General features: G+C 67.5%; 16 protein-coding genes. 14 read left to right on the top strand and 2 right to left on the bottom strand.

Annotated features, from left to right (window positions below; all coding sequences use genetic code 11):
- Nucleotides 1–250 precede the first annotated feature (250 nt).
- The 10 genes from MJ603_RS05760 (at nucleotide 251) to xerD (ending at nucleotide 9,857) form a co-directional block, all read left to right on the top strand.
- Nucleotides 251–1,051: a hypothetical protein gene (locus MJ603_RS05760; protein WP_243062746.1), complete on the top strand. Its 801-nt coding sequence runs from the start codon at nucleotides 251–253 to the stop codon at nucleotides 1,049–1,051.
- 20 nt (nucleotides 1,052–1,071) lie between these two features.
- The gene (locus tag MJ603_RS05765) at nucleotides 1,072–1,860 is read left to right on the top strand and encodes a hypothetical protein (RefSeq protein WP_243062747.1); all 789 of its coding nucleotides are present in this window, start codon (nucleotides 1,072–1,074) and stop codon (nucleotides 1,858–1,860) included.
- Between the two features lie 19 nt (nucleotides 1,861–1,879).
- The gene (locus MJ603_RS05770) at nucleotides 1,880–2,887 is read left to right on the top strand and encodes an HAD-IIA family hydrolase (RefSeq protein ID WP_279238943.1); all 1,008 of its coding nucleotides are present in this window, start codon (nucleotides 1,880–1,882) and stop codon (nucleotides 2,885–2,887) included.
- Between the two features lie 63 nt (nucleotides 2,888–2,950).
- Nucleotides 2,951–3,103 carry a hypothetical protein gene (locus tag MJ603_RS05775; RefSeq protein WP_243062749.1) on the top strand — a complete coding sequence of 51 codons (153 nt, stop codon included), beginning with the start codon at nucleotides 2,951–2,953 and terminating at the stop codon, nucleotides 3,101–3,103.
- Nucleotides 3,096–3,893 (top strand): TlyA family RNA methyltransferase, encoded by a 798-nt coding sequence (locus MJ603_RS05780; protein WP_243062750.1) that lies wholly within the window; start codon nucleotides 3,096–3,098, stop codon nucleotides 3,891–3,893. Before MJ603_RS05775 ends, MJ603_RS05780 begins: the two co-directional genes overlap by 8 nt.
- Nucleotides 3,894–3,898: 5 nt before the next feature.
- Nucleotides 3,899–4,816 (top strand): NAD kinase, encoded by a 918-nt coding sequence (locus MJ603_RS05785; protein ID WP_243062751.1) that lies wholly within the window; start codon nucleotides 3,899–3,901, stop codon nucleotides 4,814–4,816.
- Nucleotides 4,809–6,524, top strand: coding sequence for a DNA repair protein RecN (gene recN / locus MJ603_RS05790; protein WP_243062752.1), 1,716 nt, complete (start codon nucleotides 4,809–4,811; stop codon nucleotides 6,522–6,524). The genes MJ603_RS05785 and recN overlap by 8 nt, the downstream gene beginning before the upstream one ends.
- Nucleotides 6,525–6,533: 9 nt before the next feature.
- Nucleotides 6,534–8,246 carry a CTP synthase gene (locus MJ603_RS05795; protein WP_243063284.1) on the top strand — a complete coding sequence of 571 codons (1,713 nt, stop codon included), beginning with the start codon at nucleotides 6,534–6,536 and terminating at the stop codon, nucleotides 8,244–8,246.
- Nucleotides 8,239–8,943: an NUDIX hydrolase gene (locus MJ603_RS05800; RefSeq protein WP_243062753.1), complete on the top strand. Its 705-nt coding sequence runs from the start codon at nucleotides 8,239–8,241 to the stop codon at nucleotides 8,941–8,943. The genes MJ603_RS05795 and MJ603_RS05800 overlap by 8 nt, the downstream gene beginning before the upstream one ends.
- Entirely contained in the window at nucleotides 8,940–9,857 is a 918-nt protein-coding gene (xerD, locus tag MJ603_RS05805; RefSeq protein ID WP_243062754.1) for a site-specific tyrosine recombinase XerD, read from the top strand. Before MJ603_RS05800 ends, xerD begins: the two co-directional genes overlap by 4 nt.
- A gap of 25 nt (nucleotides 9,858–9,882) precedes the next feature.
- Here xerD and MJ603_RS05810 read toward each other — a convergent pair whose 3' ends face one another.
- Nucleotides 9,883–11,070 (bottom strand): NAD(P)/FAD-dependent oxidoreductase, encoded by a 1,188-nt coding sequence (locus MJ603_RS05810; protein WP_243062755.1) that lies wholly within the window; start codon nucleotides 11,068–11,070, stop codon nucleotides 9,883–9,885.
- Between the two features lie 123 nt (nucleotides 11,071–11,193).
- On the opposite strand from MJ603_RS05810, the gene MJ603_RS05815 reads away from it, so the two are divergent.
- Nucleotides 11,194–11,892, top strand: a complete 699-nt coding sequence (locus tag MJ603_RS05815; protein WP_243062756.1) for a TetR/AcrR family transcriptional regulator — start codon at nucleotides 11,194–11,196, stop codon at nucleotides 11,890–11,892.
- 30 nt (nucleotides 11,893–11,922) lie between these two features.
- On the opposite strand, the gene MJ603_RS05820 is transcribed toward MJ603_RS05815, so the two are convergent.
- Nucleotides 11,923–12,906: a hypothetical protein gene (locus MJ603_RS05820; protein ID WP_243062757.1), complete on the bottom strand. Its 984-nt coding sequence runs from the start codon at nucleotides 12,904–12,906 to the stop codon at nucleotides 11,923–11,925.
- Nucleotides 12,907–13,017: 111 nt separating this feature from the next.
- Between MJ603_RS05820 and MJ603_RS05825 the strand changes: the two genes are divergently transcribed.
- Genes MJ603_RS05825 through scpB form a run of 3 tightly spaced genes read left to right on the top strand, consistent with a single transcriptional unit; the run spans nucleotide 13,018 to nucleotide 15,398 of the window.
- Nucleotides 13,018–13,905, top strand: a complete 888-nt coding sequence (locus MJ603_RS05825) for a ParA family protein (RefSeq protein ID WP_243063285.1) — start codon at nucleotides 13,018–13,020, stop codon at nucleotides 13,903–13,905.
- Nucleotides 13,889–14,734, top strand: coding sequence for a ScpA family protein (locus tag MJ603_RS05830; RefSeq protein WP_374230845.1), 846 nt, complete (start codon nucleotides 13,889–13,891; stop codon nucleotides 14,732–14,734). Before MJ603_RS05825 ends, MJ603_RS05830 begins: the two co-directional genes overlap by 17 nt.
- Nucleotides 14,727–15,398, top strand: coding sequence for an SMC-Scp complex subunit ScpB (gene scpB / locus MJ603_RS05835; RefSeq protein WP_279238884.1), 672 nt, complete (start codon nucleotides 14,727–14,729; stop codon nucleotides 15,396–15,398). Before MJ603_RS05830 ends, scpB begins: the two co-directional genes overlap by 8 nt.

The raw sequence follows: 15,398 nt of genomic DNA on the forward strand, positions 1-15,398 counted from the left end.
CTCAGCGCCGATGGTACTGCAGGGGGGACCCTGTGGGAGAGTAGGACACCGCCGGACTCCTTTACACGAAGTGGCCACCCATTGCTGGGTGGCCACTTCGTCGTTAACGTCGAGATCCGCGAATGGATATGCCGGACAGCCGGCGTAAGGGAAGGACCAGCCATGGCCGAGGACGATCGGGATTCCTCCGACCGAGGCGATTCAGCTCGGCGCGGAGGTAATAGGCGCGGTTCGGATTCGTCTCGAGGTGGTGCTGATTCTTCGCGCCGGAACGGACAACCGGCTTCGGGTCGCCCCAGCAGGGGCGGGGCACGAGATGGAGCATCCGGAAGCGGGTATCGAGATCGTGATGGGGCGTCTGGTGGCGCGTATCGCGGGCGCGACGGGTCCTCCGGCGGTGGTGATCGCAAGCGCCCTGAGGCTGCACCGGGACAGCGCGGTGCATATCAGAAGCGTGACGGCACCGGTTCCGGTGGATACCGCAACCGCGACGGGGCTGGTTCTGGCGAGCGTGGTGGCTATCAGAAGCGTGATGGCGTTGGCAATGGTGCTGGTGGGTATCGGAAGCGTGACGATGACCGCTCCGGGGGCCGTGGCGGGTACCAGAAGCGTGACGGTGCCGGGAGCAGCGGTGCCGGTGGATATCGGAAGCGTGACGACGGCCGTCCCGGTGACCGTGCTGGTTCCCAGAACCGGAATGGCTCCGCTGGCAGTACCGGTGGGTATCGGAAGCGCGATGATGGTCGTCCTGGTGAGCGTGGTGGGTACCAGAAGCGGGATGGCGCCGGGAGTGGTGCCGGCGGCTATCGGAAGCGCGAAGACGGCAGGCCGGCCGAACGCGGTGGTTACCGCAGTCGCGATGACGGCGGGTCATCACGGGGTGGTCGTGACCGGAGCACCGGTGCACCGCGCGATGGTCGAGGGCAGGGCGATCGGGAGTCACGTCGCCCAGGCGGCCGTGACCAGAAGTTGTGGACGCGCGACGGCAGTCCGGCCCGCGGCGACCGCGATGCTCGTGATCGGGAACGCCAGCTCACCGAGGAGGAGCTGAGGGCGCGTGAACTGCGATCAGTGCGTCCGCGTCACGACGATCCGGAGATTCCGGAGTCCGTCGGGGCGAAGGATCTCGACCGCGCGGCCCGCAACGAGCTGAAGACGCTCAGCAAGGAGAACGCGGAGCAGGTTGCGCGGCACCTGGCGATGGCATCCCGTCTCATCGACGACGACCCCGAGCTCGCGCACCGGCATGCAGTGTCTGCAGCCCGTCGGGCCGGCCGCATCGCGATCGTTCGGGAGACTCTGGCGATCACGGCCTACGCCACGGAGGACTACGCGCTGGCGCTCCGCGAACTACGCACCTACCGGCGCATCTCCGGCAAGAACGACCAGGTGCCGTTGATGGTGGACAGCGAGCGTGGCGTCGGCCGGGCGGATCGCGCCCTCGAATTGGGGCGCTCGGTCGATCGAGCCGAACTGCCGGCCGACGTGCAGGTTTCGCTGGCGATCGCGATGTCGGGCGCCCGCCTCGACCTCGGACAGCCGGATGCCGCGCTGGACGAGCTCCAGATTCCGCAGCTCGACCGCACGCGAGCCTTCTCCTACAGTCCCGACCTGTTCGAGGCGTATGCGACGGTCCTCGAGGATCTCGGGCGGGAGTCGGAGGCGGCCGAATGGTTCGCACTCGCCGAGCGGGCGCGTGAAGCGCTCGGCGAGGACGACGGTGACGAAGACGTGCTCGAGGTCGAAGAAGAGGAGTTCGGGATCGAGGAGGACCTCCTGGACGACGATCCCTCGGACGCCGAGGCGGACGACGCCGAGGCCGCGGACGAGGTGGCCGTGGAGAAGTCCGACGGTGAGTGAGGCGAGTCGACGTTCGGGGTTGTTCGGCAGGGGTCGTGAGCGCGCGCCGCTCGACGGGGTCGACGTCGTTCTGGCTGATCTCGACGGCGTGTTGTACGCCGGGGCCGGCGCCATTCCGCACGCGATCGAGGCGATGACGGCGGCGCAAGGGGCGGGCGTCCGTATCGGGTGCATCACGAACAACGCGGCACGCAGTGATCGGACCGTGGCGGAGCATCTGATCTCGCTCGGACTGAGCGTCGAGCCGGACGATATCGTGACGTCACCGCAAGCAGCGACGGCCGTGCTGGCCGAGCTGATCGAAGCGCCGGCGACCGTGCTGGTGGTGGGCGGCGACGGTCTCATCGTCGAGTTGGAGAAGGCCGGGTACCGCGTGACGCGGTCGGCCGAGGATCACCCGGCCGCCGTCGTTCAGGGATTCGCACCGGATGTGGGGTGGCGGCAGCTTGCCGAGGCATCCTTCGCGCTGGCCGACGATTCGGTGCACTGGGTCGCGACGAACACCGACTGGACGATTCCGCAGGCGAGGGGTGTCGCCCCCGGCAACGGCACGCTCGTCTCCGCCGTGCACACCGCGGTCGGACGGCTTCCCGTCGTTGCAGGGAAGCCGGAGCGTCGCATCTTCGATCTGGCGATCGAACGATTCGGTGCGAAGTCGCCGCTGGCGGTCGGCGACCGGCTCGACACGGACATCCTGGGGGCGAATCGCGCCGGCATCCCGTCGGCACTCGTGCTCACCGGCATCGACAAGGCGAAGCAGGTCCTCGCGGCCGCCGTAGAGGAGCGCCCGGACTTCGTGCTGTCCGATCTGCGCGAGCTCAGTGAGCCGTACCCGGAACCGAAGCTCTCGCGATCCGGCGACAGCGTCGAGGTGCGTGGCTCGCTCGTCAGGTTGGAGGGCAGCAGCGTGCGCATCGTGAAGCGTGGAGATCGCGAGATCGATCTTCTTCGTGCCGCGAGCACGCTGATTTGGAAGAGCGGACGACCCATCTACGCGCTGGACGTTCCCGAAGAACTGTACAGCTGACCGATCGGTGCGCTCGGCTGCGCGCTGCCCTGGTTCCTCGTCCGTCGGCGGTAGCGTTGTGGGATGACTGACGACACCGACGGCGACGCGCTGGTCTCCCGCCTGCGGCTGATCGAGGAGCGGCCACTGGACGAGCGGGCGGACGCCTACACACGGCTGCACCGCGAGCTCGCCGAGGTGCTCGAGGGAGAGGACGTGCCGCAGCAGGATGCCTGACCAACGCCTGGACGCCGCAATCACGTCGCGCGGACTCGCGCGATCTCGCACCCAAGCTGCGCGACTCATCGCCGACGGGCGCGTCAGCGTGGAGGGCAGGCAGGTGGTCAAGGCATCCGTGCGGGTCGCAGAGGACAGCGAGATCACCGTCGCGGCCGTCGACCACTATGTGAGCAGGGCTGCGCACAAGCTCATCGCGGGATTGGACGGCTTCGGTGTCGACCCGACGGGATTGACCGCGCTCGACGTCGGTGCGTCCACGGGCGGATTCACTCAAGTGCTGCTGGAGCGAGGGGCCGAGCACGTGATCGCGCTCGACGTCGGACACGGTCAGCTTGCGCCCCTGATGGCAGGGGATCCGCGGGTAACCGCAGCAGAAGGCGTCAATGCGCGCTACCTGGATGCCGCGGCTCTCGCCGAACACACGGCAGGGCGCGACATCGGAATCGTCGTCGGTGATCTCTCGTTCATCTCGCTCACGCTCGTGCTTCCCGCCCTCGTCGAGGCGGTCGGGCGCGACCCCGAGTACGTCATGCTGGTCAAGCCGCAGTTCGAGGTCGGAAGAACCGGAGTGCGCGAGGGGATCGTGCGCGACGCCGTCCTGCGCGAGGACGCCGTGGCCAACGTGGCGTGGGCGGCATGGGATCTCGGCCTGCCGACGGCGGGCATCCTTGCGTCCCCCATCGCCGGAAGTCACGGGAATCACGAGTACTTGATCCGGCTGAGCACACGAGCGGGTCGCCATCCGACAGAATGGTTGGACGAGATCGGCGCGATGGTGGGAGAGTGAGGCGCGTGGACGCACCCCGACGGTACTTCCTCGTGGTTTCGCACACCGGACGGGGCGCTTCGATCAGCGCGGGCATCCAGGTGTGTCGGCAGTTGATCGCCGCCGGAGTCGTTCCGGTGCTCGGAGAAGACGAACGTGCCGATCTGCTCGCGGCGGCCCCCGACCTGGCTACCGCCGCCGTGCTCGGTGACGGCGTCGCTCCCGGCATGCTCGAGCTGGTGATCGTGCTCGGCGGTGACGGCACGATCCTGCGGGCCGCGGAGACCGTGCGCGGTTGCGACGTTCCGCTGCTCGGCGTCAACCTCGGCCACGTCGGGTTCCTGGCGGAGAGCGAGCGGGACGATCTCGAACTCGCCGTGTCGAGAGCGCTCGAACGGGATTACGCAGTGGAGGAGCGCATGACGCTCTCCGTCGAGGTGACGGCGGGAACCGAGGTGGTCTACGAGAGTTGGGCGCTCAACGAGACGAGCATCGAGAAGGCCAGCCGCGAGCGCATGATCGAGGTCGTCGTCGAGGTCGACGGGCGTCCGCTGTCGAGCTTCGGATGCGACGGTGTCGTCATGTCGACCCCCACCGGTTCGACTGCTTATTCATTCTCTGCTGGGGGCCCGATCGTGTGGCCTACGCTCGACGCCCTGCTCATGGTGCCGCTCAGCGCTCATGCACTCTTCGCACGTCCGCTCGTGGTCGCCGCCGACTCCGTGCTTGCGATCGAGTTGCTACGACGGACAGAGACGCCCGCGGTGATCTGGAGCGACGGGCGACGATCGTTCGATCTTCCGCCGGGCGCGAGGGTCACGGTGCGTCGCTCCGACACTCCCGTGACGCTGGCTCGGTTGCACTCCGCCCCGTTCACCGATCGGCTCGTGCGAAAGTTCAACCTTCCTGTCACGGGCTGGCGAGGACCGAACCCCAGTGATTGAAGAGATCTCCATTCGCGATCTCGGAGTGATCGAGCGCGCCACGCTGCCTCTCGGCCCGGGATTCACAGCGCTCACCGGTGAAACCGGCGCGGGAAAGACGATGGTCGTGACGGCGCTCGGACTGCTGCTGGGGCAGCGCGCCGACAGCGCGGTCGTGCGGTCGGGAAGCGGGCAGCTCTGGGTCGAAGGGCGCTGGCGGGTTCCGGCCGACGGAGACGTCGCCGAGCGGGTGCGGGACGCCGGCGGCGACCTCGATGACGCCGACGACGCGGGGACCGGTGAGCTGGTGCTGAGCAGATCGGTTGCGGCAGAGGGACGGAGCCGCGCGATCGTCGGCGGTAGAGGAGCCCCTGTGAGTGTGCTGGCGGAGCTCGCGGAGCAGCTTGTCGTTGTGCACGGGCAGTCCGACCAGATCAGGCTGCGCTCGGCGACCGCGCAGCGCGACGCCCTCGACCGATTCGCAGGGTCGGAATTGGCAGAGGCACTCGAGACGTACCGTCAGGCGTACCGCAGATGGAGTGCGAACCGTGAGGAGCTCGAGCGGCTGATCGATGAGCAGGATCGTCGTGCGCGTGAGGCCGACGACCTGCGTGTGGCGCTCAGCGAGATCGAAGCCGTAGCACCGGAGCCCGGTGAAGACGACGCCCTCGCTGAGCAGACCGAAAGGCTCACCAACCTGGAGTCCCTGCGCGTCGGCGCGTCGATCGCGAGGGAAGCGCTGTCGGCGGAGGACTCGGAGGGGCCGGACGTGCGCGGGCTCCTCGAGACGGCGCGCCGCGAACTCGAACGCGCGGGTGCACACGACGCTGCGCTCAGTGAACTGGCCGAGTCGATCGCCGGTGTGGGATTCCAGGTCGACGACGCTGCGGCGCAGCTGTCCACGTATCTCTCCGCGCTGGATGCCGACGGCGCCCACGACCTCGAGGTGCTGCAGGAGCGCCGCAGCGAGCTGGGCATCCTGGTGCGCAAGTACGGTCCGACGCTCGATGAGGTCATCGAGCGAGCGGCGAGCGGGGGAGAGCGACTCGCGGAGCTGGAAGGCGACGAGGAGCGCATCGGCCAGTTGACAGACCTCGTCGCTGAGGATGCCGGAGAGGTCGAGTCTCTGGCGGCATCCGTGTCGGCCCTGCGATCGACCGCAGCTGGAACGCTGGCAGCCGAGGTGTCGGAAGAGCTGTCGGCCCTCGCGATGGCGGATGCCGAGATCGTCGTGGAGGTCACCCAACGCGAGGAGTTCACGCTCGCCGGGCGCGACATCGTGTCGATCCTGCTGCGCCCGCACGTCGGCGCGGAACCCCGGTCGCTGGCCAGGGGTGCCTCGGGCGGTGAGCTCTCGCGGGTGATGCTCGCGATCGAGGTCGTGCTGGCGGGGAGCGACCCGGTGCCCACGTTCGTCTTCGACGAGATCGACGCCGGGGTCGGCGGGGCTGCGGCGATCGAGATCGGCCGGCGACTCGCCCGGCTCGCACAGAGAGCCCAGGTGATCGTGGTCACGCATCTGGCTCAGGTCGCGGCGTTCGCGACCAATCATCTGGGCGTAGTGAAGGCCGGCGACGGATCGGTCACCGCCTCCAGCGTGCAGCAACTCGAGGGTGACGATCGCATCGCCGAGATGGCGAGATTGCTCTCCGGTCTGCCGGATTCCGACAGCGGACTCGCCCACGCGCGAGAACTGATCGAGTTGGCACAGGCAGGAGCGGTAGGATGAAAGCCCGTGGTGGAAAAAACTGACGCGGGCCAGAAAAACAAGGCAACACAGCCGAACGGCACTACCAAGCACATCTTCGTGACGGGTGGTGTCGTTTCTTCGTTGGGCAAGGGGCTGACGGCGGCGAGCCTCGGCAATCTGCTCACGTCTCGTGGTCTGCGGGTGGTGATGCAGAAGCTCGACCCGTATCTGAACGTGGATCCGGGCACGATGAACCCGTTCCAGCACGGCGAGGTCTTCGTCACCGACGACGGTGCTGAGACCGATCTCGACATCGGCCACTACGAACGCTTCCTCGACATCAACCTGAGCCAGGCCGCCAACGTCACCACAGGACAGATCTACTCGCAGGTGATCGCCATGGAGCGCCGCGGCGAGTACCTCGGCGACACGGTGCAGGTCATTCCGCACATCACCGACGAGATCAAGCGAAGAATGCGGCTGCAGGCATCCGACGACCCCCGTCCCGACGTGATCATCACCGAGATCGGCGGCACGGTCGGCGACATCGAGTCCCAGCCGTTCATCGAGTCCGCCCGGCAGGTGCGCCACGAACTCGGCCGCCAGAACTGCTTCTTCGTGCACGTCTCGCTCGTGCCCTACATGAACGCGTCGGGTGAGCAGAAGACCAAGCCGACGCAGCACTCCGTCGCTGCGCTGCGCTCGATCGGCATCCAGCCCGACGCCCTCGTGCTGCGCAGCGATCGTCCGGTGTCCGAGAGCAACAAGAAGAAGATCGCGCTGATGTGCGACGTGGACGAGCAGGCTGTCGTCAACGCCGTCGACGTGCCCAGCATCTACGACATCCCGAACATGCTGCACGACCAGGGCCTCGACGACTACATCATCGCCCAGCTCGGACTCGAGGCGGACGAGCCGGACAGGCGGAGCTGGGACGCGCTGCTCGCGGTGGTCCACGAGCCGAAGCACGAGGTGACCATCGGACTCGTCGGCAAGTACGTCGACCTGCCGGATGCCTACCTCTCGGTCACCGAGGCGCTGCGGGCCGGCGGGTTCCACAACCGTGCGAAGGTCAACCTGCGCTGGATCGCCAGCGATGGATGCCGGACCCCTGAGGGTGCTGCACGTGAGCTCGCCGACGTGGACGGCGTCTGCGTTCCCGGCGGGTTCGGCATCCGCGGCATCGAGGGCAAGCTCGGTGCGCTGCGATTCGCGAGGGAGAACGGCATTCCGAGCCTCGGATTGTGCCTCGGACTGCAGTGCATGGTGATCGAGTACGCCAGGCACGAGGCAGATCTCGATGGGGCGTCGTCGAGCGAGTTCGACCCCGACACGCAGTACCCGGTGATCGCCACGATGGCGGAGCAGGTCGAGATCATCGCGGGCGGTGACCTCGGCGGCACGATGCGGCTGGGCCTCTACCCGGCCAAACTCGTCGACGACTCGATCGTCGCCGGGCTGTACGAGGCCGACGAGGCATCCGAGCGGCACCGCCACCGCTACGAGGTGAACAACAAGTACCGGGAGCAGATCGCCGATGCCGGCCTCGTCTTCTCTGGCACGTCGCCCGACGGCCACCTGGTGGAGTACGTCGAGCTGCCTCGCGACGTGCACCCGTTCTACGTCGGCACGCAGGCGCACCCGGAGCTGAGGTCACGGCCGAACCGCGCGCATCCGCTGTTCCACGGACTGATCGCAGCGGCACTCGAGCGTCAGCGCTCCAGCCGCCTCTTCGAAGTGAAAGAGGAAGCGGATGCCTGACCTGCCCGTCAGCGAGCCGGCCGACTCGTACGACGATCTCGCTGACGAGCCGTACGCCGCCCCCGTTCTCGACTCGGAGGTCGTGTATCGCGGCCGCGTCTGGGACCTGCGCCGTGACACCGTGCGGCTGCCCGACGGGACGATCGTGCGGGAGTACGTCGACCACACGGGAGCCGTCGGAGTGCTCGCGCTCGATGAGTACGACCGAGCGCTCCTGATCAAGCAGTACCGGCATCCGGTGCGATCTCGTGACTGGGAGCTGCCGGCAGGGCTGCTCGACATGTCGGGCGAGCCGCCCCTGGAGGCCGCGAAGCGCGAACTCGCCGAAGAGGCGGACACCGTCGCCGACGACTGGAACGTGCTGGTCGACCTGGCGACGAGCCCCGGCGGCAGCAACGAGGTGATCCGCATCTATCTGGCGCGTGGCATCCGCGCATCCGATGAGGTGTTCGCGCGCGAAGACGAAGAAGCCGACATCGAGGTGCGCTGGGTGCCGCTCGACGAGGTGGTTCGCGCCGTGCTGGAGCGCCGCCTTCGTAACGCGGCGCTTTCGATCGCCGTGCTCGCCGCGTATGCATCGCGGGCATCCGGCTACGCGTCGCTCGGAGACGCGGACTCACCGCTGGAGCGCGGATCGTGGCTGACTCGCCCGCTGGATCATCACGGCAATCGGGACGCGACCGAAGCCGCGCGATGACCCCGCAGGCCGCGGTCGAGGCCTACCTGAGGCACGTCGGCATCGAACGCGGCCTCTCGAAGAACACCGTTGCCGCCTACCGTCGCGACCTGTCGGCGTACGCGGAGTGGCTCGATGAGCACGCTGTGGAAGACGTCGCCGTGATCACCGCTCGCGACACCGACGACTACGCCAGGCACTTGGCCACACGGGGAGAGCAGGATGCCTCGCTGCGGCTCGGTGCAGCATCCATCGCCCGCATGCTGTCGACGGTGCGCGGGTTGCACCGCTTCCTGCTCGACGAGCAGGTGGTCGAGTCGGATGCCGCACGAGACGTCCGCCCGCCGAAGCTGCCGTCGAGGCTGCCGAAGGCGCTCACGATCGCACAAGTGGAGGCGCTGCTGGCGGCGACCGATGGGGACGACCCGGCGCGCGTGCGGGACAAGGCCCTGCTCGAGTTGCTCTACGCGACCGGCGCCAGGGTGTCCGAGGCGATCGACCTGAACGTGGACGACGTCATCGATCGCGAGATCGTGCGACTCACCGGCAAGGGCAGCAAGCAGCGCATCGTGCCGCTGGGGAGCTACGCCAGGAACGCGCTCGACGACTATCTGGTGCGGGTGCGGCCGACGTACTCGCTGAGGGGCGCGGCGACGCCGGCCCTGTTCCTCGGCGTCCGCGGTGCCAGGCTCAGCAGGCAGAGCGCGTGGCTGGTGATCAGGGCGGCGGCGGAGCGGGCGCACCTGGAGGCATCCGTCTCGCCGCACACCCTGCGGCACTCGTTCGCCACCCACCTGCTGGAGGGCGGAGCCGACGTGCGGGTGGTGCAGGAACTGCTCGGGCACTCGTCGGTGGCCACGACGCAGATCTACACGCTCATCACGGCCGACACGCTGCGGGACATGTACACGACCGCGCATCCGCGGGCCAGGTGATCGCGGCCAGGCCGCCGTCGAGTCCTCATAGCGCGGTTTTCGCGGTCTTGAACATGCGCTCGAACGGCCTGATGATGCTGGACAGCAGGATCATTCTGCGGAAGAAAGCGGCGAATTTCCGCGGCGGACCGTCGACGAACATCGTGTCCAGATTCTTCTGCGAGCCGGCGGCGGACTTCGCTCCGCGGGGGAGCATCTTCTTCTCGTACCGACGGAGAGCGACCTCCAGGTCATCGTTCGCGAGGATCTCACGCGCCAGGTCGGCGCCGTCGATCATCGCGAGATTGGCTCCCTCGCCGGCGAACGGCGACATCAGGTGCGCCGCGTCGCCGGCCAGAGTGACTCCTGCCACGTGAGCCCAGGTCGTGCCCGTCGGCAGAGCGTAGATCGGCCGCGGGACGATCGTGTCGTCACTCTCGCGGATCAGATCAGTCAGCGCGGGAGACCAGTCGGCGAACTCCGCCAGCAGGGCGGCGCGAGCCGCATCAGGGGCATCCCAGTCGATGCCGCTGTCGGCAGCCCAGCCCTCAGGCACTCGCATGCCGCAGCCGAGAGCGATCTGGGTGCCGCCGTGCCCGCCGATGTACTTGCCGTCGGAGAGAGCGAAGAGGCTGCCCTTGCCCGTGACGGAGAGGGCGACCGGATGCTTCGTCTCGGCCTCGGTCAGCCGGAACTCGACGACGGTGACTCCGCTGTATTCGGGCTGGACGGGTGTGAGCAACCGGCGCACCCGCGACCAGGCGCCGTCGGCACCGACCACGAGGTCCGCCTGCACCGTGCTGCCATCGGCGAACTGGAGCTCGTGACCCGTCTCGACGGGGCGAACGGCGATCAGCTTGCGTCCCCACCGGATCGTTCCCGGTTCCAACGAGTCGATGAACATGCGGCGCAGCACCGTGCGGTCGATCTCCGGACGTCCGTTGCCGCCCTCGGTTTCCTTCTGATCGACGTACACCTTCGCGTTCTTGTCCAACACCCGAAGGGATTCGCCCTCCGGGTGGGTGTTCCTCAGGAATTCCTCGAGAAGGCCGGCCTCCTCGAGCGCGACCTGTCCCGTGTCGCTGTGGATGTCCAGCGAGCCACCCTGTTGCCGTGCGTCGGGCGATGCGTCGAGCTCATAGACGGTGACGGGGACGCCGCCGTGTTGCAGGATGCGCGCGCACACCAGGCCGCTCAGTCCGGCTCCGACGATGGCGATGTTCGGTGTTGACATGTTCGATTCGCTCCTTCGATCTGTATCGGCAGGTTCGATTCGAACTATACACGAACATGTTCGTTACGAACGCATTCGCGAGAAACACGTTCGTAATGAACGTGTTCGTGCTATGGTGCCTACATGGCAGCCGAGTCGACGAGCACACCGCAGAGTCGACGGGAGCGACCGTCGAAGCCTGCGTTGACGCGCGAGGGCATCATCGACACCGCGCTGAAAATCCTTGAGGACGAGGGCATCGGCAAGGTCACGATGCGGCGAATCGCCACTGCGCTCGACACGGGACCTGCGTCCTTGTACGTCTACGTGCACGACACGGAAGACCTTCACGCGCAGCTCCTCGACGCGCTGCTTGGGCGTATGGCGCCTGTACCAGGCAGAGGCCCGTGGAGGAAGCGGCTGCACGCGGTTCTGTCCGGCTACGCGGGAGTGCTCTTCGCCTATCCCGAGATCGCGCGGATGACAGTGACCACGCATCCGTCCGGACCACACTATGCGTCGCTCGTCGAGGCGATTCTGGGGCTCCTGAGCGAATCGGGCGCGTCGGACGAGGTGGCGGCATGGGGCGTCGACCTGCTGCTGGCATCCGTGACCGCGACCGCCGTCGAGCACGGCTCGGGGCAACCGCACGGCGAAGGCACCGAAGCGCTCGCCGCGTTGGCGGCGAACATCGCCGCGCTGTCGGAGGAGCGTTATCCGCGCACGGTGCGTCTGGTTGACCAGATGCTCTCCGGCACGGCCGAGGAGCGGTTCGAGTGGGGAATGGACGTGCTGATCAACGGCATCCTGAACACACCACGTCCGTCGTCCGTGAACGACTGAGCCCAGGATCACGCAGCGGGCGGACCGGAGTTAGAGAACCTGCTTCAACATCCACGCCCACGTCGGCCGGAACGTCATCGTGCCGTTCGTCGTGCGCGGGCCGTCGTCGTCGACGGAGCGTCCGTGGGTCTCCAGCGGGTTGCCGATGTCGAGGGAACTCAGCATCACATGGCTCTCCGTCGGCACGGCGCTCGCCGTCGTGGGATCGGGATCGCCCATGTGCAACCTGCGCCACGACCCGGTGATGCGCGTGAAGTAGATGTCGTGCACGTCGTCGAACCCGTACATGCGGCTCGGCGGGGTCTTGCCAGGGGCGTCCATCCACGCGGCCGAGATGTCGCCGTACGTTTCGACGGGGGAGGAGAACATCAGCACGCCGCGCAGCTTGTGCAGGTGCGAGATGTAGGCCGACTCGCCCCCGCCCTGCGAGTGACCGGCGAACACCACGTTCTTCCACACCGGATGCCCGTCGACCATGTACCTGCCCCAGTCGCCCTCCGGGTCGAGGGTCTGCAGGTAGTCGATCGCCGCCGTGAATCTGCGCAGAATCGAGTTGGCCTCTCCGACGCGGCTGAAGCGGGACGGATCCTCGCCGTTCAGTCGGTTCTGCTGCAATTGCGTGTAGCAACGCGGATCGCCGCGACAGGTTCGGGTGACGGACTTGCCGGTGTTCCAGTAGTCGAGACCGAGCACGCTGTAGCCGACGGAGACGGCAGCGGCCAGGAACTCGCGATAGTTCTCGGGTACCTCTCCTGTTGCCGGCAGGAAGATCAGCAGCGGAGCTCGGCCCGCCGCGTGCTGCGCAACCTCCTGCGCGTTCGGGTCGCTGACGCGGTGCTCGAGATAGGGCAGCTTGAAGCTCAGTACGGGGCCGTCCGTCGTGGGAAGCGAGCGCGGCTGTCGGGCATCCGCCCCGGGAGAAGCAGCGAGTGCCGGGCCGGCGGGGAGCGTGGCGACGCACACTGCCACCGCGACGATGGCGGCGGCGATGAACGAGACTCTGCGCGCCCGCACGTGGCCAACGGTACCAAGCCGCACGGAAGGAACCCCGGCGATCCTGCCCTTGCGTACTCTGGATGCTCGATAGACTTGCGCACTGAAGAGAGCGGAGGAGTCGTGGCGCGTATCTCGGCCGACGAGCAGGAACTGCCGGGCTTCGGCGACGTCGCGCTCGGCGAACTGGGACCCACCGGGCGACCGCTGCGCGAGTTTCCCGTGCCTTCCGAACTCAGTTCTCACGGACCGGCTCGCGTCATCGCACTGTGCAACCAGAAGGGCGGCGTGGGTAAGACCACGTCGAGCATCAATCTCGGGGCGGCGCTCGCCGAATACGGCAGGCGTGTTCTCGCGGTCGATTTCGACCCCCAGGGCGCCCTTTCTGCGGGGCTCGGCGTACAGACGCACGACGTGCTCACCATCTACGACCTCTTGCTCTCGAGCGCGCATGAGCCGAGCGAGGCCATTCAGCACACGGCGACGCCGGGGCTCGACGTCATCCCGGCGAACATCGACCTGTCCGCAGCAGAGGTGCATCTCGTCAACGAGGTGGCGCGCGAGCAGGCTCTGGCACGCGTGCTGCGCAAGGTGAGCGCCGATTACGACGTCGTGCTCATCGACTGCCAGCCGTCGCTGGGCATTCTGACGGTCAACGCCCTCACCGCCAGTCATGGCGTCCTCATCCCGCTGGAGTGCGAATACTTCGCGCTGCGCGGTGTCGCTCTGCTGATCGAGACGATCGACAAGGTGCGCGAGCGGCTGAATCCCGCGCTCGAGCTCGATGGGATCCTCGCGACCATGTACGACGCACGAACGCTCCACTCGCGTGAGGTACTCGAGCGGGTCGTCGACGCATTCAGCGACGACGTGCTCGAGACCGTCATCACGCGCACCGTGAAGTTCCCGGATGCGACAGTCGCGGCGACTCCAATCACCCAGTTCGCGCCCGAGCACCAGGCAGCCGACGCCTATCGTCAGCTGGCGCGGGAACTGGTTTTCCGTGGCGCCGTCGCCTGAGGACGACGCGCAGGATGCCGTCGGCGGCTCGCTGGTATCCGATGGCGCCGCGCCGTCGTTCCGCGTCGCCCTCGAGGTTTTCGAGGGGCCGTTCGACCTGCTCCTCTCGCTCATCGGCAGGCACGAGCTCGATATCACCGAGGTGGCGCTCAGCCGCGTCACCGATGAGTTCATCGCCTACCTGAAGGGCATCGACACCGCTGACGAGCTGGATCAGGCGACCGAGTTCCTCGTCGTCGCCGCGACACTCCTCGATCTGAAGGTCGCCGGGCTGCTGCCGCAGGGTGAGCTCGTCGACGCCGAAGACGTCGCGCTGCTCGAGGCGCGCGACCTGCTCTTCGCTCGCCTGCTGCAGTACCGGGCGTTCAAGGAGGCATCCGCGTGGTTCGGGGGTCGGCTCGACGCAGAGGGGGTACGGCATCCGCGCATCGTGCGCCTCGAGGAGAAGTACCGCTCGCGCGCTCCCGAGCTCGCCTGGACGCTCAGCGCCGACGACTTCGCGGCCATCGCCGAGCTGGCGTTCGCACCCAAGACGATTCCGATCGTCGAACTCGACCACCTGCACGCGCCGCTGGTGAGTGTGCGCGAACAGGCCGCGCTGGTGGTCTCCCAGCTGCGCAGGGGAACCCCGTTCACGTTCCGGGAGCTGATCTCGGGCGCAGACCGCAAGGGCGTGATCGTTGCGCGGTTCGTGGCTGTGCTGGAGCTGTACCGGTTCGCCGCCGTCGCCTTCGAACAGCTCGAGCCGCTCGGCGAACTGACCATCAGATGGGTCGCGGATGCCTGGTCCGACGAGAATCTCGCCAATCTGGGAGCCGATTATGGATGATCGCAACACCGACGAGCCGCAGGCTCCCGAGCAGGAGGCATCGGCCTCGGACGCGGGGGAGCCGTTCGCGCTCGAGGCACCGGCTGAGCCGGAGCGGGCCCAGGGGCATCCGGTCGACGTTCCGCGTGCCATCGAGGCTGTGCTGATGGTCGCCGACGAACCGCTGTCGCTCGTGACGCTCGCGACCGCCGTCGGCGCGCCGATGGCCGCGGTGCGGCAGACCATCGACGGACTGGTCGCCGATTACGACGGCGAGGACGGTGGTCCGCGTCGTGGCTTCGAGCTGCGCGAGGTCGGCGGCGGATGGCGCCTCTACGTGCGCGACGAGTTCGACGACCTGGTCGCAGAGTTCGTGAACCAGCAGACGCCGACGAGGCTCTCGCAGGCGGCGCTCGAGACCCTGGCCGTGATCGCATACCGGCAACCGATCACGCGCGGTGCCATCGCGTCGATCAGAGCCGTCAACGTGGATTCGGTCGTGCGAACATTGCTCTCGCGCGGGCTCATCACCGAGCAGTTCACCGATGCCGAGACCGGCGCCATCAACTACGGAACGACCGATCTGCTGTTGCAGCAGCTCGGGATCAATTCGATCGAGGAGCTGCCGTTGATCTCTCCGCTGCTGGCAGACGGTACTGAGGGGTTCGACGACGATGTGCGCTGA

The organism is Humibacter sp. RRB41 (assembly GCF_022761015.1).
GTDB lineage: Bacteria > Actinomycetota > Actinomycetes > Actinomycetales > Microbacteriaceae > Humibacter.